Genomic DNA, 24,207 nt, shown 5'->3' with positions numbered 1-24,207 from the left:
TCAGGTGAGAAGAGACGCGCGAACGCGGTCATGCCAGGTAATCGAATGCAACCTCGCCGAGACCGAGCGTGAGGTCCGCGACATAATGCTTCGCGCCGATGACTTCGAGTACCGGCAGCGATGCGACGGGAGCCAGCGCATGCGGCGCCAGCGAGAGGGCTGCGGGGCCCGTCCATGCCCCCTTCATCTGCACGTCCTTGAGAAAGTAGCAGACGAGTTCGAGAATCCGCGGCGATCCATCGACATGCGGAATGATCTTGAGCAAATAATTGGGCGTTTCCGAAAGCGAGCGCCCAAGCGCCTCCTTGTCGATTTCGCGGTGCTTGTAGCCCATGGTGCCCGTTGCCACGCGCACGGGGCCGTAGTCGAGCGTACCCACCAGCGTGTCGGTATGCACGGCGAGCTTGGGGCTGGCGAGCTTCTTGGGAAAGCCCCACAATTCCCGGCCGCCCGCGAGCGGGGGATGGTCGTCGAGAAACATCGCATGCGTGTAGCTGCCCGCGCGGCCCTCGTAGCTCACCGGAATGACCTGTCCGGATTCGGTGTAGTCGCCAAAACCCGTGGAATCGGGCATGCGGATGAACTCGTAGTGCACGATCGGATCGGTGATCTCCAGCGGCTCCGGCACCGCCGCGCGCAACAGCGCGGGATCGGTACGGTACGTAATGACGAAGAACTCGCGATCGATGAAGCGGTACGGGCCCATCGGATAGGCAGGGCTACATAGCGGCGTCGCGAAGGCGCGCTCGCGGATCGTCTTGATTTCCATGGGTAACGGTCCTCAGGGTGATGTCGCAGATGGGTGACTCACGAATCGCGGGCAACGCCGTGGCGCATGCCGGCACGATGCGATCCATTGTGGGAGCGCGAACGATGGATCGCCATCACACCTATGGGTGACTCGCTCCGCCGTACTGTGTGCGGCATGATGCGCCTGAGCTTGCAGAATCTTTCAATTGGCCTACGATCCAGACAACCCTGCCCGTCCCGTCATGTCCATCGCCACCCTTCCGACGCTTGCGGCGCCGCGTCGCATCCTGTTTGTCACATTTCCGAAGTTCGGGCTGCTCGACCTCAGCGGTCCCCAGACCGTGTTCTGGTGCGCGACAAATCTGGCGCAGGCACGGGGGTTGCCCGGTTATGACTGCCATACGGTCAGCATCGGTGGCGGCATCGTTCGGTCGATAGAGGGTGTGGTCCTGCATACCGAGGATGTCGGGCAATATCAGCCGCGCGACGTGGACACCGTGATCGTGCCCGGGACGCCCGAGATCCTCGAGGTGGTCGATGCTTCGGCGCACCTCGTGCACTGGCTGCGGCAGACCGCCGGCATCGTGCGGCGTACCGCGTCGGTGTGCACCGGTGCGTTCTTCCTTGGCGAAGCGGGGTTGCTGCAGGGCCGCCGCGCCACGACGCACTGGATCAATATCGACGACCTCGCGACGCGCTTCCCCGGCATCACGGTCGACCGGAACGCGATCTTCGTGCAGCAGGATCCGGTCTGGACCTCGGCCGGCGTCACGGCGGGTATCGACCTCGCGCTGGCGCTCGTCGAGGCGGACCTCGGGCATGACATCGCGCTGGCCGTGGCCAAGCAGCTCGTCGTGTACCTGAAGCGGCCGGCGGAGCAGCCACAGCTCAGCGAAATGCTCAAGGCACAGGTCCGGGACACGCCCGCGTTCGATGGCTTGCACCTCTGGATCCTCGACAATCTCGGCGACGAGGCGCTGACCGTGGACCGCATGGCCGCGCGCGTGAACATGAGCCCGCGCAATTTTGCGCGCGCCTACAAGGAGAAGGTCGGCCGCACGCCAGCCAAGGCGGTCGAGCATTTCCGCGTGGAAGCGGCCTGCCGCCTGCTGCGCGCATCGGAGCGTTCGATCGACCAGATCGCGCACGCCTGCGGCTTCGGCGACGAGGAACGCATGCGTGTCACATTCCGCCGTCATATGGGATTGTCGCCGTCCGAGTATCGTCAAGACGGTATCGAGGACGTTCCAGTGTCGTTCGGCATGCAACGCTGACCAATACCCCTGAAATCCTGCCAATCTGCGCGGGTGACATTGCCTTTGTGTGAATGCATTAGCAGAATGATTCGCATGTCGTGCAAAACCGTTACCCGTATGGACGTCCAGCGCTTGCAGCGCGTGCTGGATCACGTCGATGCCAATTTGGAAAGACATGTCAGCCTCGATGAGCTGGCCGCCATCGCCTGCCTGAGCCGCTTCCGCTGGTCGATATCCGCGATGGCCCTCAATTTGTTTCCCGTCATGTGACACAAGAGAGCAATCTGGGCATACGTGTTTTGAGGGAAACAATGGAGAATGAGTCAAGTATCGAAACTCGCGCCCGGCCTGCCACGGAATCGGTCGCTATCCGGGGTGTCCCATCCATGAATGCAACAATCCGTCCGGCAATCACAGCGCCCGCGGTCGCCATGGCCGCCGTCGCGGACGTGGAAGAGATCGTTGCATTCGGCGCGTTCCGATTGTTTCCCACGCAGCGACGTCTCGAGCGCGACGGCCTGTGTGTGCCGCTGAGCAGCCGCGCGATGGATATCCTGATCGCGTTGCTGGAGCGCGCGGGCGATGTCGTCGACAAGCGCGAGCTGATGGCACGTGCGTGGCGCAACATGGTGGTCGATGACAGCAACCTGCGCGTGCATATCGCGGGCCTGCGCAGGATGCTCGACGATGGCGACGGTGGGGCGCGCTACGTGACCAACGTGCCGGGACGCGGCTACTGCTTCGTGGGACAGATCACGCGTGTCCGCGCGTCGCATCGCGATGCGCCCGACACGGAGTGCGCCGCCGCACCGCGCGATGCCGGCACGGATCGCGGCGCCATGGGTGGCATCGCCACCCGGCCCGCGCCTGCGGTGGAGCAGCCGTTGCCGCCACGTCTGGCGCGCATGCTGGGGCGCGGCGAAGCCGTGGGGCATATCGCGGCGGCTTTGCGCGTGCATCGCTTCATGTCGATCGTCGGCCCTGGCGGTATCGGCAAGACGACCGTGGCGGTGGCCATCGCGCATGACGTTGCATCGGGTTGCGGCGCGGCCACGTCCTTTATCGACCTCGGCGCGCACACCGATGGCGACGCGCTGCGGCACGCATTGCAGGCGTTCGCCGACGCGTTGCCGGATGCGCCCGTGCTGATCGTGCTCGACAACTGCGAGCACGTGCTGTGCACAGTGGCGTCGTTCGCGGAACGGCTGGTCGCGCGATCGCGGAACCATCATGTGCTGGCCACGAGCCGCGAGGCATTGCGTGCCGAAGGCGAGCACGTCTACCGCCTGCCGCCGCTGGCGAGCCCGCCGCCGGACGCGCCGTTCACGGCCGCGCAGGCGCAGGCCTATCCCGCGGTGCAACTGTTTCTCGAACGTGCCGAGGCCAACGGTCATCCCATCGCGATGACCGACAGCGAGGCGCATCAGGTGGCCGCGATCTGCCGGCGCCTCGATGGCGTGCCGCTCGCGATCGAGCTTGCGGCCTGCCGCGTTGGGGCATTCGGCATCGACGGCACCGCGGCGCTGCTCGATACCCGCTTTCTGCTGCAATGGCAGGGGCGCCGCACGGCGCCGCCGCGCCATCGGACGCTGGGCGCGCTGCTCGACTGGAGTCACGATCTGCTCTCCGATGTCGAGCGCAAGGTATTCCTGCGGCTGGCGCTGTTCGGGGATGCCTTCGCACTGGAGACCGCGCTCGACGCGCTCTGCGTGGTCGATGGCGAGCGCGCCGACGTGGTCGATGCGATCGACAGCCTCGTCGCGAAATCGCTGCTGTCCGCCACGCAGTTGGAAGACGAATCGGTGCGCTACCGGCTGCCCGCACACACGCGGATCTATGCCGCCGAGAAAGCGGGCTCGCAAGGGGAGCACCCGCGGCACGCGGACACGCACGCCGCCGAGCGCGTTCCGGCGCGCGACCTGCCGCTTGCCGAGGCCGGCTGAGCGGCGGGGTGCCCGATCATGACGCCTGCTCGCGGCGGCGCGGTTCCAGTGTGCCGACGAGCACGCCGAGCACGATCAGTGCGCTGGCCGTGAAGATCAGCGGCCAGTTGGTGTGCGTGTCGCGCAGCGTGAGGGCCAGCCCGAGCATCGACAGCACGGGCGTGGCATAGGCCACGGTGCCGATTTTCGCGGCATCGCCGGCGCGCATCGCGCGATCCCATAGCACGAAGGCGTACCCGAGCGGGCCGAGGCCGATTGCGGCCATGGCGATCCAGTTGGCGCCGGTTGGCACGTAGCGCGCCTCGAAGGCGAAATGCCCCGCCAGCGCCAGCAGCCCCGCGCCGAGGCAGAACCCGCCGACCGCCCACGACGAATAAGGCGGCAGCCACCGCGAGCCGAGCGAATAGATGGCCCACGTCAGCGCGGCAACGGCCGCGCAGGCGTAGCCGGCCAGCTGCGTCATCGTGAATGCGGCGCTGCCGCCCGACGGCTGGATGGCGAGTGCACAGCCGGCGAACGCGATGCCGCAGCCGAGCCATGCACGCAGCCGCGGTGTCGCGATTGCGGCTGCGGCCGACGTCGCACGACGGCCGACAAAGCCAGACAGCATCACCATCAGCAGCGGCCACAGGTAGTTGATCAGGTTCGCCTCGGCCACGGGCGCGAGCCGGAACGCGCCGATCAGGCACACGTGATAGACGAACAGGCATCCGGCGCCGAATGCCCAGGTGCGCACGGGCACGCGCCACGCGCGCATGCGCGGCAGCGAGACGAGGCTGCCGATGCAGAGCGAAATGCCCGTGAGCAGCCAGGGCGGCACGTCGCGCGCCTGACCGACCATCGAGGCGAATGCAGCCCAGAGAACGATGGCGCCGAGGGCGCACAGCCATGCGGCGAGACTCAAATTTTTCTCCAGGTAGGCGGATACTGCGGATCGTAGTCGCTGAGGCATGCAAGGTTCAGCGCGCGGATGCGATCGGTCACGAAGTCGATGAACACGCGGATGCGCGTGGGCAAGTGCTGCCGGCTCAGGTAGCAGACGTAGTGGCCGCGATCGTCGGGCGCGTGGCGGGCCAGCGCGATGACGAGCGATCCGGCGGTCAGGTGGTCGCAGATCTGATAGCCCGCCATCTGCGCGATGCCATGGCCGTCCAGCACGGCTTGCAGGACGAGATCCGCGTCATTGAACGTGAGCGAGCCGCGCGGCTGGTATTTGCGCGTCTCGCCCGACACCTTGAACTCCCATTCGAAGATGCGGCCGTTCGCAAAACGGAAGTTGACGCAGTTGTGATCGGCAAGGTCGTCGAGGGTCTCGGGCAGGCCGTGCTCGCTGGCATACTGCTTCGACGCGCACAAGGCCATCTGCATGGGGATGATCTGACGCGCGATGATGCTCGAGTCCTCGATGCGGCCGTTGCGAAACGCCACGTCGATGCGATCCGCGGCGAAATCGGTGTGGCGGTCGTCGAGCAGCAGGTCGATCGCGATCTCCGGGTAGCGGCCGCGGAATTCCGCGAGCAGCGGTGCCACGACCTTGCGGCCGAAGCCCACCGTCGCGCTGATGCGCAGCAGTCCCGACGGCGGCCCCTCGCGGAGTTCGCGCATGTCGTTCATCGCCTCGACGATGCGCTCCACGCCCTGGTGGCAGTTCTCGAAGAACAGCTCGCCTTCGCGCGTGAGCCGCGTGGAGCGCGTGGTGCGCAGGAAGAGCCGGGTGTGAAGCTGGTCTTCCAGCCGCTGCACGCTGCGGCTGACCGCGGAGCGGCCAATGCCGAGGCGCTCGCCAGCCTTGGCGAAGCTGCCTTCGCGCACGACGGCGATAAAGGCCATGACGCCCGCGTAGCTCGTCGCGAAGCTGGCGGACAGGGCGTCCATGCCCGCGTCCGGCGAGGTGGTGTGCGAGGTGGCGTGCGAGGTGGCGTGCGAGGTGGCGTGCGAGGTGGCGCGCGAAGATTCAGTGAGTCTCATGGGTACCGGCACATCGACAGGAGTATCGAGCCGATTGTTGCCGCGGCCTTGCCCCGTGCGCGGTGGCGCTAACGAGGATTTACAACGCTTAACGGGTCCCGAATGCGTGGCTCACGCCGTGCCGATGCCCGCCCCGCGGCTGTACCGCCAGTGTGATGCTCGGAATGCCCTGCCGTGTCATTTTGGAGTAAGGACACACGCGCTCCGCATTGCGCACGAGTTCTTCAGCCACCGCGAACTCGACATCCGGCAGGTGAATCTCCACGTCCGCGGTAAGCATGAAGAGTCCGTCCACGGGATCGCGTCCAAAGGTCACGGTGACATCGACGGTCATATTGGGCACGGCGATGGAAGCGCGGGCCGCGAGCAGATGCAGCACGCCATGGAAGCATGCCGCATAGCCGGCCGCGAACAACTGCTCGGGATTCGTCCCCCCGCCTGGCCCGCCCAGCGCCTTCGGCATGCGCAGCGCCAGCTGGAGCATGCCGTCGTCGGACTGCGCGATGCCGGAGGCCCGCCCATGTTCGGTGGTGCCGCCGGCCACCGTGACCCGGGTAGCGTAGAGCGGCTTGAATGCCTCCCCCCGGTATCGCTCGAGCAGCGAAGTGGGTGGGGGTGTCAGGGTTGTCATGTTGTAAGCCGTAATGAGGCCGAGCCGAGTTTCAATGCTAGGCGGGGGGCGAGGCGATGACTAGCGCATGCGAGGGACGCAGTATGTTGCATCGCCGGCACCAATGTATTGCGGCCGGGGCGGTGTCAGGCGGCTTTTCTGACGGTCGGCTTTCGGGCGGGGGTCTTGTTGGCGGCAACCTTCCTGGGGGCGGCCTCCCTTGCGGCCTTTTTTGCGGCTGGCTTTGCCGCTCTATTTGCCGCGACTTCCTTTGCAGCGACTTTCTTTGTCGCGACTTTCTTTGCAGAGGCCTTTTTTGCAGCGACCTTCGTTGCAGCCGCCTTCGTTGCAGCCACCTTCGTTGCAGCCACCTTCTTTGCGGCGGCCTTCTTCGCGGCGGCCCCCTTTGCCGCGGCCTTCTTTGCCGGGGTCTTCTCCGCAGCCGGGGCCTTCCCCGCAGCCGGGCTCTTCTCCGCAGCCGGGGCCTTCTCTTCGGCTCGCTTCCCTCGCTTGCCGAGGCTATCCCGCAGCAACGCCATCATGTCGATGACCTTGGCACCCTTGCCGGCAGGTGCGGTGTCCTTGCTCGCCGGCGTGAGCAACTGCGTGTTGCCGGACTTGATCTTGGCGTCGATCACGGCCATCAGGTCGTCGCGATAGGTATCGCGGTATTGCTCGGGCGACCAGTCCTCGCTCATGTCCTCCACGAGCTTTTCGGCCATCTCGACCTCGCGCGCGGAGGCGCCCTGCTTGCCCCCCTTGGGCAGCGCAAGGTCCTCGATCGGCAGCACCTCGTCGGCGAACCGCATCGTATTGAGCACCAACGCCTTGCCGGAGACGAGTAGGGCCGCCAGATGCTGGCGGTTGCGCAGCACGACCATCGCCAGCGCGGCGCGGCCCGTGCGGCGCATCGTTTCATGCAGCAGCGCGTACCCGCGCTCGCCGCGCTTGTCGGGTTCGAGGTAGTAGGGCGTCTCGAAGTAGTAGGGGGGAATGCTCGCCGCGTCGACAAAGCTGACGATATCGACGGTCTGCGTGGCTTCGACGTTGGCCTGCCGGAAGTCCTCGTCGCTCAGGACGACGTACTCGTCCTTCTCGTACGCATACCCCTTGACGATGTCGTCGCTCTCCACGGGCTTGCCCGTGTGCTTGTTGATGCGCTGATACCCGATGGGCGCCATGTCGCGCTTGTCGAGCATGTCCAGGTCCAGCGTGTGCGTGCGCGATGCCGGCTTGAGGGACACCGGAATATTGACGAGGCCGAAACTGATGGCGCCCTTCCAGATGATGCGCGACATGGCGGCCCTCCTACGCGCGTTGCGGCGGCGGCGGGGGCACGTCTCCCGGGGGCGGATCGCTGACAGGATCGGCCGGCATATCGGGCGGTGCCTCGGGCGGCGGCACTTCCGGCGGGGGTGGGGTGATATCGGGTTCAGGCGTAATGTGCAACGTCAACTCCTTGGTATCGGTGAGCGGCGGATGGCGCTGGCTCAGGCATCGAGTTCGTCCAGCAAACGGGTGATGGCATCGAGGTCGGCCGGCTTGACCAGATGGAGGTCGAAGCCGGCGGCCCGCGTACGGCGGCGGTCGTCGGGCTGGCCGAAGCCGGTCAGCGCCACAAGCCGCGCGTTGCGCAGTTCGGGAATCTCACGCAGGCGCCGCGCGGTTTCGAAGCCGTCCATGGCGGGCATGCCGAGGTCCAGCAGCACGACGTCGGGACGCACGCTCGCGGCCTGGTCCACGGCGGTCTGGCCATCCGAGGCCGTGACCACCGTATGGCCGAGCGTCTGCAGCGTCATCGTCATGGCTTCCAGCGCATCCACGTTGTCATCGACGAGCATGATCGTGTGGGCGGTGCTGGCCTGCATGCGCGGCTTGCCCGCCGACGGCTGCCAGTTCTGCCACGGCTCCACGGGCAGCTCGACGATAAACGTGCTGCCACGGCCCGGTCCCGGGCTTTCCGCCGAGACGCGCCCGCCGTGCAGCACCACGAGTTTCTGCACGAGCGTCAGGCCGATGCCGGGACCTTCGCGCGCCGCGAGGTTGTCGGGATGGCCGTCGTCGTCCTGCAATGCGCTCGCGGCGACCTGATCGTCATGCTCGGCGAGTGCCTGCGATTCCTCTGCATCGTTTAGCTGGCCGTTGCCGTTGTCATGCACGGCGGGGGCGAGCGGGTCGAACAGCTGCCGCTGCAGCATGGTGGAAAGGCCCGCGCCATTGTCGGACACGCGCACGGCGACCCGGTCACCGTTCGGCGAGCTGACCACGGAGGCCGTGACGGACAGTGCGCCGCCTTCGGGCGTGTACTTGGCCGCGTTGTGCAGCAGGTTCGCGAAGATCTGCGTCAGCCGGACCATGTCGCCGCAGACCGGCAGCGGCTGCTCGGGCAGCGACAGGCGCAGCGTATGGCGGCGCGTCTCGAGCAGCGGTCGCACCGTTTCCACGGCCGTGTTCAGCGCGCTGCGCAACTCGACGAGGTCGCGCCGCAGCGTGATCTTGCCCTGGTTGAAGCGCGACACGTCCAGCAAGTCATCGACGAGGCGCGTGAGGTGGCGCAACTGCCGGCCGATGATGTCGCGCGCGCGGAACATGTCTTCGCGCGAGGGCGCGCCGCGTTGGAGCAGGTCCACCGCGCTGCGCATCGGCGCGAGCGGGTTGCGCAGTTCGTGCGCGAGCATCGCGAGGAATTCGTCCTTGCGGCGCTCTTCGTTATGGAGCGCGCGTTCGGCGCGGTTGTGCCGCGTGACGTCCTGGCAGATGCCCGCCACGCGCAGGCAGCGCCCATCGGCGCCGCGCACGGGAAACGCCCGCATATGGACTTCGCGGATTTCGCCGGTGGGCCGCTCGAGCTGGAATTCGGTATCGAGCCGGCCATCGCGCAGCATGGCATCCCACTCGCTGCTCATGCGGTCGCGCTCTTCGGGGACGACCCAATCGACCCAGCGCTTCGGTTCCTGCTGGATGGCGCCGACGGGGCGGCCCCAGAGCGCTTCGAACGACGGGCTCACGAACAGGAATCGCCGCGCGGCGGGATCGAAGATCCAGACCACGTCGGCCAGCGACTCGGCCAGCTGGCGGAACAGGTCCTCGTTCTCGTGCAGCGCCTGCGACGTACGGCTATACGCATCCTCCGCGCCCCGCATGCGCAGCAGCGCGTTGATGCTGGAGACCAGTTCCTCGGGCTCCACGGGTTCCACGAGGAAACTGTCGGCGCCGCCATTGAGCGCCTGCGCGCGCCGGTGCGAGTCGGTGACCCCCGGCGAGGTCAGCAGCACGAGGCTGCGCGCGGTCTGCGCATCGGCCTTGATGAGCCGGCAGACCTCGAGGCCGTCGATATCGGGCAACCGCGTGCCGAGGAGCACGAGGTCCGGCGAATGCTGGCGTACGAGCGACAGCGCCGCCTGTCCGGACGATGCCTCGAGCACCGTGAAATCGGCGCGATGGAGGATTCGGCTTTTCACATAGCGCGGCCCCTCGCGATCCTCGACGTTGAGGATCAACGGACGACGGGTGGCAGCGGTCGTGGCGGCGGAGGGTGTCGGCGCGTGTGTGGACGTAGTCATGGCAAGCGGGCGGCGCAGGACGTCGCGGTAGCGGAAGCGGCGATCAAGAAAGTACGAGGAGTGCGATGTATTGTTGTCGTCACGTCAAAAACAGTAGAAAGTGCCTGGGACCGCTCGGGACGGTCGATGTTGTAAAAATTACCCGTTTGGCGCACCGTTGCCTTGTAATTTTTGTATCGCGCGTCAACGCGTCGCCGGCCGGCGCATGGGCCCCTTCAGCCACGTGGCATGGCGGGCTGGCGCGGGTTTGGACGGGCCTGACGGGTGGTGTCTCATGGTTTCGCCTCGTTGCTCGGGCCGGAAATGGCATACGTTTTCCGACCGGAGTGGCAAGAAGCGTGCCGCGCGCCTCAGACCCGCTGACAGACGGACGCCTACAGCGGAAGTCGGGGGGCGGTCAGGCGTCGGCGAGCAGCTTTCGGGCGCGCGTCAGCGTCTGGCGGACCTTGTCGTGGCCGGCCCACGGGTCGTGGCGCGCCAGCGCGTCGAGCCGGTCGGCGACATTGGCGATGGTCCATTGCGCCGACGAGGTCAGTTCGTCGAGCTCATCCCAGGCCACGGGAATGGAGACGCCGAGGCCGGGCCGCGCGCGTGCGGAAAACGCGGCGGCGGTGGTAGCCCCGACACCATTGCGCAGGTAATCGATGAAAATCTTGCCAACACGGTTACGCGGGCCGCTCTTGACGACAAAGCGGTCCGGAATGGTGGTCGCCATATGCCGGACCACGTCCTGCGCGAAGTCGCGGACCTCGTCCCACCCGGCGCGCGCGGCAATCGGCACCACCACGTGCAGGCCCTTGCCGCCGCTCGTCTTCAGGAAGCTTTGCAGGCCCAGCGTGTCCAGCAGCGTTTTCACCAGATGCGCGGCTTCCTGGATGCGGGGCCATTCGACGCCTTCGCCGGGATCGATGTCGAACACGACGCGATCGGGCTTGTCGATCGTCTTCGCGCGCGCGTTCCAGGTGTGGAATTCCACGACATTGAGTTGCGCCACGGCGACGATGGCCGTCTCGGAGGCGATCTCCAGCAGCGGCGGATGGCCGGGCCACAGTTTGGGATCGAGCGCGTTGACGCCATCGATATCGAGCGTATCGCCGTGGCGCTGGAAGAATTGCTGGCCATCGATGCCGGCGGGCGCGCGCACCAGGGCGATGGGGCGGCCCTTGAGGTACGGCAGCATCAGTCCCGCGGCGCTGGCGTAATAGCGCACGAGGTCGCCCTTGGTGAGGCCCGTGGAGGCATCGATCACGCGGTCGGCGTGGCTGATGACGATCTTGCCGAGTCTTGCATCGGATTTGCGGCCGGCCGCCTTCGCTGCCGTGCCCGATCGCTTCGCTACCTTCGATGCCGTCACAGGTTTCTCCACGGAGACCGCGCCCGCGGGCTTGTCGGTGCGCAGCCCATGAAACACCGAATGCCGCACGCGGCCATCCTTGGTCCACGCGCCGAACGCCACTTCGGCGACGAGCTTCGGCTTGACCCAATGGCCCTTGACGCCGCGGGGCAGATCCGCGAACGGCGTGGTGTCCGCGGCCAGCGCGTCGAGTTGCTTGCGCAGGCTGTCGAGCAGCGCCGTATCGAAGCCCGTGCCCACGTTGCCCGCATAACGGAGCTTGCCATTGGCATCGTGCACGCCGAGCAGCAGCGAGCCGAGTCCGTTGCGGCTGCCCTTGGGATCGGTAAAGCCCCCGATCACGAACTCCTGCCGCAGCGTGCATTTGAGCTTGATCCACGTGTTCGCGCGCGTGTTGACGTAGGGCGCATCCACGCGCTTGCCGATCACGCCTTCGAGCTTCATGCGGCAGGCGGCTTCCAGCATCTCGTGCGGATCGACGTCGTGGCTTTCGCTGAAGCGCAGGCGCGGCGCGGTATTGTTCTCCATCAGCCGCCCCAGCAACGCCCGGCGCTCGCTCAGCGGCACCGCGCGCAGATCGTGGCCCGCATAGTAGGGCAGGTCGAACAGGTAGTACTGGATGGCGTCGACGCGCGAGGTCTCGAACGCATTCTGCAGCGCCTGGAAGTCGGTAGCGCCATTGGCATCCACGACCACGATCTCGCCGTCGAGCCACCCGTCGGGCAGGCCGAGCGTGCGGACTTCCGCCGCGAGCGAGCGAAGCTTGCTGGTCCAGTCGTTGCCGTTGCGCGTGAACAGCCGCACGTCGTCGCCATCGACGCGCGCGAGCAGGCGATAGCCGTCGAACTTGATCTCGTACTGCCAATCGCCCTGCGCGGGCGGGGCATCGACCAGCGTCGCGAGCTGCGGGGCGAACGCCAGCGGCAGCGTGGCCTGCTTCGCATGCCTTGCCACGGCGTCGGGCAGGGCGACGGCCTTCGCCTTCTTCGCGCGTGCCGGCTTGCCCGACTTGCCGTCGGTCACCGCCTTCGCCGTTCCGGCGAGCACGCTGTCCGGCAATGCCTCCACGACGTCGAAGTCCGATGCCGCGCGCGCGAGTTCGTCGCGCTCCTTGATCAGCAGCCATGCATCCTGGTCGCGCTGCCGCTTGCCACCCATGCGCACGAGCGTCCAGTGGCCCTGCATCTTTTCGCCGCGCAGTTCGAACTTGAGCTTGCCATCGCGATAGCCCTGTTCGGGATCGGTATCGGGAATCCACACGCCGCGGTCCCATACGATGACGGTCCCCGCGCCATAGTGCCCGGCGGGAATCACGCCCTCGAAATTCGCATAGTCGAGCGGATGGTCTTCGACGTGGACGGCCATGCGCTTGTCGGCCGGATCGTAGCTCGGACCCTTGGGAATCGCCCAGCTCTTCAGCGTGCCGTCGAGTTCCAGCCGGAAGTCGTAATGCAGCCGTCGTGCCGCGTGCTTCTGGATGACGAACGACAGCGCCTTGCCCGCGCGGCCGCGCGTCGACTTTTTCCCTGACGGCTCCGGCGTCGCGCCGAAGTCGCGCATCGTCTGGTATTTGCCCAGCGGCGAAGGCGTGTCCGCCGCAGGCGTGCTATGTGAGGTTCTGGCCATGGTCGATGCCTCTCGATGCGTCGGTGGCGGTTGCCTTCCAGCTTATGCAGCAAACGACGCCCCGGAAATAAGCCCCTGTCCTACATGCGCGCGTTGTAAATCTTTAATACGCATTGCACACGCCGCGGCGAGAAATACAAGGCGGTGTATGGCGTGCGGCCCCGGGAACGGGAATTGCGACGTTCGACTGATTCTGATTCGCTACCGTTCAGGAGGACGCGACACAATGGAATCCGGAAAAAAGGTCGAACTCAAGAAGATTGGGTCGCAGGTCATCGTCATCACGGGTGCCAGCAGCGGCGTCGGGCTCGTGACGGCCCGGGCGGCCGCCGCGCGCGGGGCCAAGCTCGTGCTGGTCGCGCGCAGCGAAGAAGCGCTCCAGCAGCTGGCGGAAGAGTTGCGCGAGCACGGCACTGAAGTCATCACGGCGCGGGCCGATGTGGGAAATCAGGAGGACGTCGCCCGCGTCGCGCAAATGGCCATCGAGCGCTTCGGCAGCTTAGATACCTGGGTCAATAACGCGGGTGTGACGATCTTCGGGCGTCATGGCGACGTTCCGCTGGAGGACCAGCGACGGCTGTTCGACACCAATTACTGGGGCGTAGTGCATGGCTCGCTCGTCGCGGCCGCGCATATGCGGCATAGCGGCGGCGCGATCATCAACATCAGCAGCGAAGCGGCCGACGGGCCGATGCCGCTGCAGAGCGCTTACGCGGCGTCGCAGCACGCGATCAAGGGCTTTACCGATACGCTGCGGCTGGAACTCGAGCAGGAGAAGGCGCCGATCTCCGTCACGCTGATCAAGCCGGCGGGGCTGGAGACACCGATGGTGTCGCATGCGAAGAATTTCCTGCATTGCGAGCCCCAGCAGCCGCCGCCGCTCTACGATCCGGCACTGGCCGCCGATGCGATCCTGTTCGCGGCGCAGCATCCTCGGCGCGATCTGTTCGTGGGTGGCGCCGCCAAGGCGTTCTCCGCGGCGGCCTATCACGCGCCGTACGCGTTCGACCGCTTTATGCGCCGCTTCATGGGCCGCGCGCAGCAGACCAGCGCGCCGGCGGGGCCGCGCGAGGACAATGCGCTCTATGACGGGGCCAACAGCCTGATCGAGCGGACTGGACATCGGCGCGCGTTGCGGTCCTGCCCCTATACGTCGTCCGCAAAGCATCCGCTGCTGACGACGATGGTCGTGATGGGCGCATCGGCGGCGGTGGCCGCCATGCTGCGCAGCCGCCGCTGAAGCCGCACCCCGGCGCTGCACCCCGGCGCTGCTAGCCGGGGCCTACCCGCGCACGAGCAACGCGACGGGCAGTTGATGCAGGACGTCCTTGATGCGCAAATGTCCCGCGTGCACGGCAATGGCCCGTCCGGTCAGCACATCGACCCAAGCGCCGCCGTCGCGCGCGCGCAGCGCCGTGTCGCCCCAGCATTGCGTGGGCACGCGCGGCAGATCCGGTTCCACATGCCGCGCGGCATGCCGGGTGACCACGGTGATCGCTTCCAGCGCCCCGCATTGCCGCGTGAACGCCAGTACGCTGGAGGACATCGCGCCCGTGGCGACCAGTGGCTGGCATGTGCCGGCGGTGAACAGCGTTTCCTGCTCGCGGCGAAACTGCAAGACCGCGCGAATCAGCTGCTGCTTGATGCGGCCGTCGCGCCAATGCCGTAACCAGTGCGCCCACCCTGCCGTGCATTCGCACTGAGCGCGCAGCCGTTCGTAGTCGGGCGCGCGGCGATTGTCGGGGTCGACCAGACTGAAGTCCCACGCCTCGTTGCCCTGATAGCGGTCCGGTACACCGGGGGCGGTCAGTTGCAGCAGGGTCTGCGAGAGGCTGTTGAGTGCCGCCGCGGGACCGATGCGATGCGCGAACTGCCCGATGCGTTCGAGCACGCTATCGGCGCCGCCTGCCGCCAGCGCGGCGACGAATGCCTCGCAAGCCGCCTCGTACTGCGGATCCGGATCGGTCCAGCTGCCGTGGCGCTTGGCCTCGCGGATGGATTTCGTCTGCCAGGCGAGCACGCGCGCAATGAGGTCGCGCTGGGCGTCCTCTCGCTCCAGCACGCGCGGGTCGGCAGGCCAGGCGCCAAGCAGGGTCTGGTAAAGCATCATGCGATCGACGCCGTCCGGTCCCTTCGGCGAGGCGGTCACCACGGGTGCGAGCCTCGCCTCCCAGTCGCGCACCGCGTCGCTCCACGCTTCGGCAAGCTCGCTGAGCACGGCGAGCCGCATGCGCGCGTCTTCTCCGCGCTTGTGATCGTGCGTGGCCGTGGCGAGCATCGCATGGCGGGGGCGCGCGAGCAGCCGCGCATGGAAATGCTCGGGTGCGATCGCCAGCACGCCGGGGTCGCTGCCCACCTCGTTGCGCGACAGCAGGCGGCCGTAGCGATAGAACGCCGTGTCTTCGCCACCCTTGGCCGCGAGCGCGGGCATGATCTGCTGGAGCCGCGTCCGCAGGTCGCCGGCTGGCGTGCCGATGGGCGCATCGTCCCGCAGCGATGTCACGATGAGGTCGAGTGCGACGCGCTCGTCGCCGGCCAGCGTGGCGCGGGCGCGCTCGGCCGCCGCATCGAGCAGGGCATCGTCGGTGCCGCGCGATGTCCTGCCTTCGTCCGCCACGTAATAGGTCCGATACACCGGAATCTGCAGCAGCAGCGCGTGCAGCGCGTGGCGCAGGGCCGCGAGCGTGATATCGCGCAATGCGGGCGTGGCGCGCACGCGCGAGTACAACCGCGCGCATGCGCCGCCGAACTCGGTCATCAGGTGCCGGTCGAGAATGCGATCGCGCCCGGCTTTCACATGCGCCGGATAGTCGCGCATGTCTCCACCGACTTCGTGCCACAGCGCGTCGAGCGCCGTTTCGCCCCGCGCGTCATGCAATACGGCCGCGACATCGTTCATGAAGTCGTAGCCCGTGGTGCCGTCGGTCTGCCAGTCCGCGGGCAAGGGCTCGTCTTCGCCGAGAATCTTTTCGATCACGACCCAGGGATGCATGCGTGCCTGCTCGCCCGGGCGGCCCGGACGCAAGGCATCGAGCCGCGCGCGCAACTGGCGGCAGTACCCGGCCGGATCGGCGAGGCCATCGACATGATCGACTCGCACGCCGTCGATCCAGCCTTCGCGATAGAGCCGGAACACGAGTGCGTGGGTGTCCTCGAATACGTCCTCGCGCTCCTGTCGCAGCCCGACGAGTTCGCTGATCTCGAAGAAGCGGCGCCAGTTCAGCTCCGCCGCGGCCGTGCGCCACCATGCGAGGCGATAGTGCTGGCGTTCCAGCAGCGCGTGCCAGGCCTCCGCGCTGTCAGGGGAGGTCGCCGGCGTCTCGGCCAGCGGCAGCGTCTGGTCGCCGTATCGCAGGACGGCGCGGTCGTCGGCATCGCGTTCGATAGAGAGCGCGCCCGATGTCAGCGTCTCCCAGTAACGCTCGCCGAAGATCGGCACCAGCACCTTGCCGGCCAGCACCGGATCCCGCGACTCCCAGTCGATATCGAAGTGATGCGCGTAACGGCTGTCCTGTCCCTTTGCCAGCACGTCGCGCCACCAGCCGTTGTGCGTCACGCTCGCGGCCATATGATTCGGCACGATATCGAGCACGATGCCGAGGCCTGCTCCGCGGGCCGTGCGGCACAGGGTATAGAACCCTTCTTCGCCGCCGAGCTCCGGATTGATGCGCGTGCAGTCCGTCACGTCATAGCCGTGCGTCGAGCCGGGCCGTGCGCACGTGATCGGCGACAGATACAGATGGCTGATGCCGAGCGCCGCGTGGTAGGGCACCAGGGCCGCGGCCTGGGCAAACGTAAAGCCCGCATGCATCTGCAGGCGAGCGGTGGCGCGCGGCACCCCGGCAAGTTCAATGTCGCTCATGAGTCCTTGGGTGAATGCTTGCCGGCGGGCTCAGGCATGGCCATGCGCGTCGGCGCGGTGCAGGCAGGTGACGCAGCACTTCGGCGGCAGCGTGCCGCCCGTCAGCGTGGCGATGCCGCCCGGCAAGAGGCTAGAGTGCAGCGCCGTGGAAGGTTCGCATTGCGCCGGCACCGGCGTATCGCCGAGATTGAGCCAGATCGACAGCACGCTGCCATCGCCGAGCGTCCAGCGCGCCACGAGCGCGCGATCGCCGAGAATCTCGACGCCCGCGCTGCGCGCACCGGCCAGGCGCGGCACGATCTCGTGCCGGCGGATCGACAGCAGTTCGCTGTAATAGTGATGCCACGCGCGGCAGTAGCCGTCGGTGTCGTCGCAATGCGGCCGGGAGGCCTCGAAGGTCTCGGGCGCATTCGGGTCGGGAATCTGTCCGGCGCGTGCCTCGTCGCGAAAAGCCGCGGCGGCGGCGAACTCCCGGCGACGTCCGTCGCGCACGGCCTGCGCGAGTTCGGGCGAATGATCGGTGAAGTACAGGAACGGTTCGCGCGCGCCGTCTTCCTCGCCCATGTAGATCAGCGGGATCTGCGGACTCAGCAGCTGCAGCGCCACGGCGGCGCGCAGTGCGTCCGGATCGGCGAGCGTCGTCAGCCGTTCGCCAAAGGCGCGGTTGCCGGTCTGGTCGTGGTTCTGCAGGAACATGACGAACGCGGTGGCCTCGAGCATCGCGCTCGGCTGCCCACGGCGCACCGCTCTGCCCTGCAGCGGTCCATCGGCGTCGCCCGAGCGATGCGGGGACAGCTCGCCCTGCCATGCGAAGCCCTCGCCCAGCACGCGCGCGAGATGGCGCAGCGCGGGAGTACCGGGGCCGGAGGGCGTCGTTTCGGGCAGGTCCGCATTGAACTCGCCGTAGTAGCCGTCATGCTCGCCGGTCAGCAGTACATGGAGCGCGTGATGCGCGTCGTCGTTCCACTGGGCGTCGTAGCCGCTGCGCAGAAGGCCGGCGTCGTTGTGATCGTTTTCGAGAACGAGGTGCAGATGCCGGCCAGGGATGCAATGGCGGAGATGGTCCGCGAGTTGCGGCAGCCAGCCTTCATCTTCGATCGCGTGCACGGCATCGAGCCGAAGGCCGTCGAAGCGGAACTGTTCGAGCCAGTAGCGCGCGTTCTCGGTAAAGAAACGCCGCACTTCCGGTTGACGGAAGTCGATCGCGGGGCCCCACGGCGTCTGCCGGTCCTCGCGAAAGAAGCTGCTGGCGTAGCGATGGAGGTAATTGCCATCGGGGCCGAAGTGGTTGTAGACCACGTCGAGCAGCACCATCATGCCGAGGCCGTGGGCGGTATCGACGAGTTCGCGCAGCTGATCGGGCGTGCCGTAGGCATGTTCGGGCGCGAACGGCAGCACGCCGTCGTAGCCCCAGTTGCGTGCGCCGGGGAATTCCGCGATCGGCATCAGTTCGACGGCGGTGATGCCGAGCGCGGCCAGGCGCGGCAGCACGCGCAGCGCGCCGGCGAAGCCGCCGTGCAGGCCCACGTGCATTTCATAGATCACGGCTTCGTGCCATGGGCGGCCGGTCCATTCGACATGCCGCCATGCATATCCGGTCTCGTCCGCCGGATGCCAGAATACGCTCGCGCCATGCACGTCTTCGGCTTGCGCGCGAGAGGCGGGGTCGGGGACCGTCGTGCCGTCGTCGAGCCGGAACCAGTAGCGCGCGCCATGGCAGCAGGCGGTCACGGCCTCGAACCAGCCGCGCTCGCCCTGCGACATCAGGATGGGCGGCACGCCCGCGATTTCCAGCCGCACCGTTTGCCCCTGCGCGGCCGCATCGGGCGCCCACAATCGAAAGCGCACGCGTCCGTCGGCGAGTGCCGCGGGGCCGAAGCGATAGACCGCTTCGCCGTCTTCGTTGCACGGCAGCGTCCGCACGTCGCCACCCAGCGTCTCCCAGTTGGCACCGGGCGGGGCGGGCGTCGCTGAAGGCTCCATCGGCATCGTCTGCATCATGACGCGTTCCGGTCAGGCAAGTGTGGCGGCAGCCACGGACTCCACAGTCGCGCCCTGCGGCTCGGCAACGGATGCCGGGCGTGCGGGCTTGCGGCTCCTCGGCGCCCTGGCCGGCTTCGTGGCAGCGGCCGCCTGGGCTTCGTCGCGCTCGATGGCAACGGCCAGTGTCTCCGCGATCGGTTGCGGAGCGATGGCAAGTGCCGGTGCAAGCGCGCCGTACAGTGCCATGTACTGGCGTGCCGGGCTGTCCCAGCTGAAATCGGTCTGCATGCCCACGCGCTGCATCGCGCGCCAGTGCCGCGACTTGCCCAGCCAGCCCAGCGCGCGCGTGATGGCTTCCGCCATGTCCTCCGCGCTTTCGCCGTCGAAGATGATCCCATTCGCGCGCGGGGCTGGCAATGCCTCGTGTCCCACATCGCGCACGGTATCTGCCAAACCGCCCACGCGCGAGACGATCGGCACGGTGCCGTAGCGCATCGCGTACACGGGCGTCAGGCCGAAGGGTTCGAAGCGGCTGCCATGCAGCAGCGCATCGGCGCCGGCATGCAGCAGGTGCGCGTCTTCCTCGCGATAGCCGATGGCGACCGCGACACGATCGGGATAGCGCGCGGCGAGTTCGACGTACGCAGCCTCGAGCGTGCGATCGCCGCAGCCGAGAATCGCAAACTGCACATCCGCATGCGCCGACACGATGATTTCGATCGCATCGAGCGCAACGTCCGCCATCTTCTGATGCGTGAGGCGGCTGCCCATGGCGACGATCGGGCGGTCCGCATCCTGCGGCAGGCCGAAGCGCGCCTGGAGCGCAGCCTTGCATGCCTTCTTGCCCGCCATGCTGCGCGCGTCGTAGCGCTGGGGCAGCAGGCGGTCTGTCGCGGGATCCCATGCCGACGTGTCCACGCCGTTCGGAATCGCGCCAAGTACATCGGCGCGATAGTCCAGCAGCCCGTCGAGGCCGTGGCCGAAGTGGCTCGTGCGGATTTCGCGCGCATAGGTGTGGCTGACGGTCGTCACGCGATCGGCGTAACGGATGCCGGCCTTGAGGAAGTTGAGCTTGCCCCAGAACTCGATGCCATCCGGCGCGAGATATTCGTCGGGAATGCCCAGCGTGCCGGCCAGCTCCATCGGGAACACGCCCTGGAATGCGAGGTTGTGGATCGTGCAGACCGTAGGGATGTGCAATCCGCGCATGCGCATGAACAGCGGCGTCAGGCCGGCATGCCAGTCGTGCGCGTGAACCATCGCCGGCGCCGGGAGCGGTGTCTCGCCCGCGGCGATCGCTGCGGCCGCATGTGCGAGCGCAGCAAAACGCTGCGCGTTATCGCAGAAATCGCGGCCCGTCGGATCGACGTAGAGCGAACCGGGGCGATCGTAGAGCGAGGGGCAATCGAGGAAAATCACGCGCGCGCCGCTGTCCGGCATCTGGCCCTCGAGCAGCCGGGCGGGACTATGCCCCGGAGGCAGCACCATTGGCAGCCGGATCGCGCCCAGGCTGCGTACGCCGCGTGCCGCCGCGACCGCGCGCGGATAGCCGGGCATAAGGACAGACACGTTCGCGCCGCGTTGATGCAGCGCGCCCGACAAACCGCCAATGACGTCGGCAAGGCCGCCCGTCTTGGCAAGAGGTTGCGCTTCCGCCGCGACGAAAAGGATGTTCGCGTTCAAGGTGGACTCCGGATGAAAACGAACCGCAGGTGCGGCGAGCGCCGCAATACAGGGTTCGTTCTTGTTATTGGCTCGTGGCGCGGAAAACGCGCGCCGACGACCAATGCGAAGTCCGTGCCAGCGTGCTGCACTGCGTGAAAACCGCGCCGGCACGTGTGCGGCGGTGGCTGCACGCCGGCGCATTGTCATAGGTGGATGTACAAGCTTCCTCGGTCGTTGTAGAAACTACCGCGCTGCCCCGTTCACGGTGCGCAGCGCTCGCTGAAGCCGGGTTCGCCCGCCTGTCGCGCGCCCTGAACCTGTCCGCTCGAACGGTGCAGCAGGCAGACCGGGACCGGCTCCACGCGCCAGATGCGGTCGGCATACTCGCGAATCGCACGATCGGACGAAAAATGCCCGGAGCGTGCGCTCGACAGGATCGACATGCGCTGCCAGCGCGCGCGGTCGCCGTAGGCGTTGGAGACGTTCTGCTGGCAATGCACGTACGACGCGAAGTCCGCGAGCAGCATGTATGGGTCATGCTGGAGCAGGCCTTCGAAGAGCGGACGGAACACCGCGGCATCCCCTTTCGAGAAGAAACCGTGCTGAATCAGGTCGATGACCGCGCGCAGTTCGGGGTCGCTCTCGTAGAACGTTGCCGGCCGGTATCCCGCGGCCTTGAGCGCGTAGACCTCGGCCGCATTGAGCCCGAACGGGAAAAAGAAATCGGGGCCGATCGCGTCGCGCAGCTCGATATTGGCGCCGTCCATGGTGCCGATCGTGATGGCGCCGTTCATTGCGAATTTCATATTGCCGGTGCCCGAGGCCTCCTTGCCCGCGAGCGAGATCTGCTCCGACAGGTCCGCGGCGGGATAGATGCGCTGGCCATGGGTCACGTTGAAGTTGGGCAGGAACACCACCTTGAGCCGGTCACGCACCTGCGGATCGTTGTTCACCACGTCGGCAACCGACGTGACGAAGCGGATCATGAGCTTGGCATAGTGGTAACCGGGCGCGGCCTTGCCGCCGAACAGGAACGTGCGCGGCGTGATCTCCGCATGCGGATCCGACTTGATGCGGTGATAAAGCGCGATGATATGGAGCACCGCCAGATGCTGGCGCTTGTATTCGTGGATGCGCTTGACCATGACGTCGAACATCGACTCGGGGTCGATGACCACGCCGGTGGCGTCGCGCACGAGGCGCGCGAGGTCGCGCTTGTTCTCGCGCCGCACGTCGTACCAGCGCTCGCGGAACGCCGCGTCGTCGGCGTAGGGCTCGAGTGCGCGGATCTCGCCGAGGTCGCGGATCCAGCCGTCGCCGATGGCCTCGGTGACCAACTGCGTCATGCGCGGGTTGGACAGCGCAATCCACCGGCGCGGCGTGACGCCGTTGGTCACGTTCGTGAACTTGTCGGGCCACATCTCGTAGACGTCCTTGAGCACGTCCTCGCGCATGAGTTGCGAGTGCAATGCCGCGACGCCATTGATCGCATGGCTGCCCAGGCAGGCCAGATTGGCCATGCGCACATGGCGGCCGCCCTGTTCGTTGATGAGAGATAGCCGGGTGAGCCGGGTCTCGTCGCCATAGAATCGGATGCGCACGTCGTCGAGGAAGCGCGCGTTGAGCTCGTAGATGATTTCGAGGTGGCGCGGCAGGATGCGGCCGAACAGTTCGAGCGGCCATTGTTCGAGCGCCTCGGGCAGCAACGTATGGTTGGTGTAGGCAAAGGCGTGCCGTGTGATATGCCACGCCTCCTGCCATGGCACGTCGTGGTCATCGACGAGCAGCCGCATCAGCTCCGCAATACCGATGGCCGGATGGGTGTCGTTGAGCTGTACGGCGAACTTCTCGTGGAACCGCGTGACCGGCATGCCCTGCGTCGCCAGCAGTCGCATCATGTCCTGCAGCGAGCACGCGACGAAGAAATATTGCTGCTCCAGCCGCAGCTCCTTGCCCTGCAGGGTCTCGTCGTTGGGGTAGAGCACCTTGGTCAGGTTCTCCGACGTCACCTTCTTGTTGACCGCGCCCAGGTAGTCGCCACGGTTGAACGTGTGGAAGTCGAACGCTTCGGTCGCTTCCGCACGCCATAGCCGCAGTGTATTGACGGTGTTGACGCGATATCCCAGGATCGGCGAATCGAACGGCACGCCGTGCACGGTCTTGACCGGCACCCAGCGCACGCGGTAATGGCCCCGATCGTCGGTGTAATGTTCGGTATGGCCGCCCAGGCGCACCTGTACCGCCCATTCCGAGCGCTGGATCTCCCATGGGTTGCCGTTGCGCAGCCAGGTGTCGGTACTCTCCACCTGCATGCCGTCGATGATGTTCTGGTGGAAGATGCCGTACTCGTAGCGGATGCCGTAGCCGAGCGCGGGAATCTCGAGCGACGCGAGCGAGTCCATGAAGCACGCCGCCAGCCGGCCCAGGCCGCCGTTGCCGAGGCCGGGTTCCACTTCCTGCGCGAGGATTTCGTCGAGATCGAGGTCCAGCGAGGCCATGGCCGCGCGTACGTCGTCGAAGATCCCGAGATTCACGAGGTTGTTGCCGAGGTGCGGCCCCATGAGGAATTCCGCGGACAGATAGGCCACCGTGCGGGACGGCTGGCTCTGATAGGTCTCGGCGGTACTGATCCAGCGCTGCACGAGGCGGTCTCGCACCGTATGGGCGAGTGCCTGATAGAGATCGTTGCCGCTGGCATGGCCGGGCAGTTTGCCCTGCGTGTAGAAGACGTGGTCGAGAAATGCCCGGCGGATCGTCGCGCCCGACATCGCGGTGCGCGTGTCGTCGCCCTGATCCGTGTTTGCCGCGGGCGCGGCCCGCAGCCGTGTGGGTTCATTCATCGTAGGAGCTCCTTGGGGAGGGACGGGAGAGACCTCAGCCTCCATGCTAGAAAAAAAGCGCCGCGGCGCGTCAAGCGGGCGCGGCATTCGATGCAATCCGTATGAAACGCGCGATAGGTACGAAACCTGCATCGCCCGTGCGTCAGGCACGTCGTTATGACGTAGCATCCAGCCCACGCCCCGGAGACAAGCCATGGCCACCCATATTCCGCACGAACCTGCCCGACGCCCGGACCATCGGCCCGACCAGTGTCCGGACCACGGCAAGGAGCGCGGCGACAAGCCCGCGCGCGACCTCCCGGACAAGCATCCTGTGCCGCCTTCCACGTGAGTGGCGTTGTAGTTTTTGCCCGCGCGAGCAGTTTCGGGTTACCGGCTTGCGTAAATAATGCGGTCATTACCGACCGTCTATGATGAATGGACGCGTCGGTATTCGCGCGCGTCCCCTGGCTTCCAAGAAAAGCAGCGCTCTCGCGATAAGAGAAGGACAACCTATGTGGCAGCGGCAGTCGTCGGTCTTTCAGCCGGCGCGGGAGGAATCCGCGGGCACGCGCGTGAGCGGCGTGTCGCGCGGCATATCGGATGTATCGAACGTATCGGCATCGCATCCCGCATGGCTCGACGCCCTGCAGGATGTTGCCGTATTCGATCTGGCCCCCGACGGGCATATCCGTCAATGGACCCACGCGGCCTGGCGCACGTTCCGCTATGCGGAGGAAGAAGTGGTGGGACGGCATGTGTCGTGGGGGGGGGGGGGGGGGGGGCGGCCCCGCGCCCGGAACCCCCC

Annotated in this window: 16 protein-coding genes and 1 pseudogene; 6 read left to right on the top strand and 11 right to left on the bottom strand. The window is 66.8% G+C overall.

Annotated features, from left to right (window positions below; translation table 11 throughout):
• Positions 1-28 precede the first annotated feature (28 nt).
• Positions 29-769, bottom strand: a complete 741-nt coding sequence (locus AAHB16_RS30080; RefSeq protein ID WP_150376590.1) for an acetoacetate decarboxylase — start codon at positions 767-769, stop codon at positions 29-31.
• Between the two features lie 223 nt (positions 770-992).
• Between AAHB16_RS30080 and AAHB16_RS30075 the strand changes: the two genes are divergently transcribed.
• The 3 genes from AAHB16_RS30075 to AAHB16_RS30065 all read left to right on the top strand — a co-directional run bounded on the left by AAHB16_RS30075 (position 993) and on the right by AAHB16_RS30065 (position 3,949).
• Positions 993-2,024 carry a GlxA family transcriptional regulator gene (locus tag AAHB16_RS30075; RefSeq protein ID WP_150376592.1) on the top strand — a complete coding sequence of 344 codons (1,032 nt, stop codon included), beginning with the start codon at positions 993-995 and terminating at the stop codon, positions 2,022-2,024.
• Between the two features lie 75 nt (positions 2,025-2,099).
• Positions 2,100-2,276 (top strand): hypothetical protein, encoded by a 177-nt coding sequence (locus tag AAHB16_RS30070; protein WP_191002294.1) that lies wholly within the window; start codon positions 2,100-2,102, stop codon positions 2,274-2,276.
• 116 nt (positions 2,277-2,392) lie between these two features.
• On the top strand, positions 2,393-3,949 hold the full coding sequence (locus AAHB16_RS30065) for an ATP-binding protein (protein ID WP_342052692.1): 1,557 nt from the start codon (positions 2,393-2,395) through the stop codon (positions 3,947-3,949).
• A 16-nt stretch (positions 3,950-3,965) separates the two neighbouring features.
• Here AAHB16_RS30065 and AAHB16_RS30060 read toward each other — a convergent pair whose 3' ends face one another.
• From AAHB16_RS30060 to ligD, 6 genes are all read right to left on the bottom strand, one after another.
• The gene (locus AAHB16_RS30060; protein WP_191002296.1) at positions 3,966-4,853 is read right to left on the bottom strand and encodes a DMT family transporter; all 888 of its coding nucleotides are present in this window, start codon (positions 4,851-4,853) and stop codon (positions 3,966-3,968) included.
• Positions 4,850-5,824 carry a LysR family transcriptional regulator gene (locus AAHB16_RS30055; RefSeq protein WP_342052705.1) on the bottom strand — a complete coding sequence of 325 codons (975 nt, stop codon included), beginning with the start codon at positions 5,822-5,824 and terminating at the stop codon, positions 4,850-4,852. Before AAHB16_RS30055 ends, AAHB16_RS30060 begins: the two co-directional genes overlap by 4 nt.
• A gap of 181 nt (positions 5,825-6,005) precedes the next feature.
• Positions 6,006-6,548, bottom strand: coding sequence for an Ohr family peroxiredoxin (locus AAHB16_RS30050; protein ID WP_342052691.1), 543 nt, complete (start codon positions 6,546-6,548; stop codon positions 6,006-6,008).
• Between the two features lie 125 nt (positions 6,549-6,673).
• Positions 6,674-7,825 carry a non-homologous end joining protein Ku gene (gene ku, locus AAHB16_RS30045; protein ID WP_342052690.1) on the bottom strand — a complete coding sequence of 384 codons (1,152 nt, stop codon included), beginning with the start codon at positions 7,823-7,825 and terminating at the stop codon, positions 6,674-6,676.
• A gap of 192 nt (positions 7,826-8,017) precedes the next feature.
• Positions 8,018-10,090, bottom strand: a complete 2,073-nt coding sequence (locus AAHB16_RS30040; protein WP_342052689.1) for a hybrid sensor histidine kinase/response regulator — start codon at positions 10,088-10,090, stop codon at positions 8,018-8,020.
• A 397-nt stretch (positions 10,091-10,487) separates the two neighbouring features.
• Positions 10,488-13,070, bottom strand: coding sequence for a DNA ligase D (ligD, locus tag AAHB16_RS30035; RefSeq protein ID WP_342052688.1), 2,583 nt, complete (start codon positions 13,068-13,070; stop codon positions 10,488-10,490).
• Between the two features lie 226 nt (positions 13,071-13,296).
• On the opposite strand from ligD, the gene AAHB16_RS30030 reads away from it, so the two are divergent.
• Positions 13,297-14,310: an SDR family oxidoreductase gene (locus tag AAHB16_RS30030; protein ID WP_342052687.1), complete on the top strand. Its 1,014-nt coding sequence runs from the start codon at positions 13,297-13,299 to the stop codon at positions 14,308-14,310.
• Positions 14,311-14,352: 42 nt separating this feature from the next.
• On the opposite strand, the gene treY is transcribed toward AAHB16_RS30030, so the two are convergent.
• From treY to AAHB16_RS30010, 4 genes are all read right to left on the bottom strand, one after another.
• Complete coding sequence (gene treY / locus AAHB16_RS30025) at positions 14,353-16,932, bottom strand: malto-oligosyltrehalose synthase (RefSeq protein ID WP_342052686.1); 2,580 nt, start codon at positions 16,930-16,932, stop codon at positions 14,353-14,355.
• Positions 16,933-16,962: 30 nt separating this feature from the next.
• Positions 16,963-18,933 (bottom strand): malto-oligosyltrehalose trehalohydrolase, encoded by a 1,971-nt coding sequence (gene treZ, locus AAHB16_RS30020; protein WP_342052685.1) that lies wholly within the window; start codon positions 18,931-18,933, stop codon positions 16,963-16,965.
• Positions 18,934-18,945: 12 nt separating this feature from the next.
• Positions 18,946-20,598, bottom strand: coding sequence for a glycogen synthase GlgA (gene glgA, locus AAHB16_RS30015; protein WP_342052684.1), 1,653 nt, complete (start codon positions 20,596-20,598; stop codon positions 18,946-18,948).
• A 242-nt stretch (positions 20,599-20,840) separates the two neighbouring features.
• Positions 20,841-23,420, bottom strand: coding sequence for a glycogen/starch/alpha-glucan phosphorylase (locus AAHB16_RS30010; protein WP_342052683.1), 2,580 nt, complete (start codon positions 23,418-23,420; stop codon positions 20,841-20,843).
• Positions 23,421-23,613: 193 nt separating this feature from the next.
• On the opposite strand from AAHB16_RS30010, the gene AAHB16_RS30005 reads away from it, so the two are divergent.
• Positions 23,614-23,751, top strand: a complete 138-nt coding sequence (locus AAHB16_RS30005) for a hypothetical protein (RefSeq protein WP_191002297.1) — start codon at positions 23,614-23,616, stop codon at positions 23,749-23,751.
• Positions 23,752-23,914: 163 nt separating this feature from the next.
• Positions 23,915-24,207, top strand: a pseudogene (locus AAHB16_RS30000) (hypothetical protein); the annotation flags it as partial.

Source organism: Cupriavidus sp. OTU4054, assembly GCF_038440175.1.
Classification (GTDB): domain Bacteria; phylum Pseudomonadota; class Gammaproteobacteria; order Burkholderiales; family Burkholderiaceae; genus Cupriavidus; species Cupriavidus pauculus_D.
The sequence above is the reverse complement of the archived record's forward strand: the minus strand, read 5'-3'. Positions and strand labels throughout refer to the sequence as shown.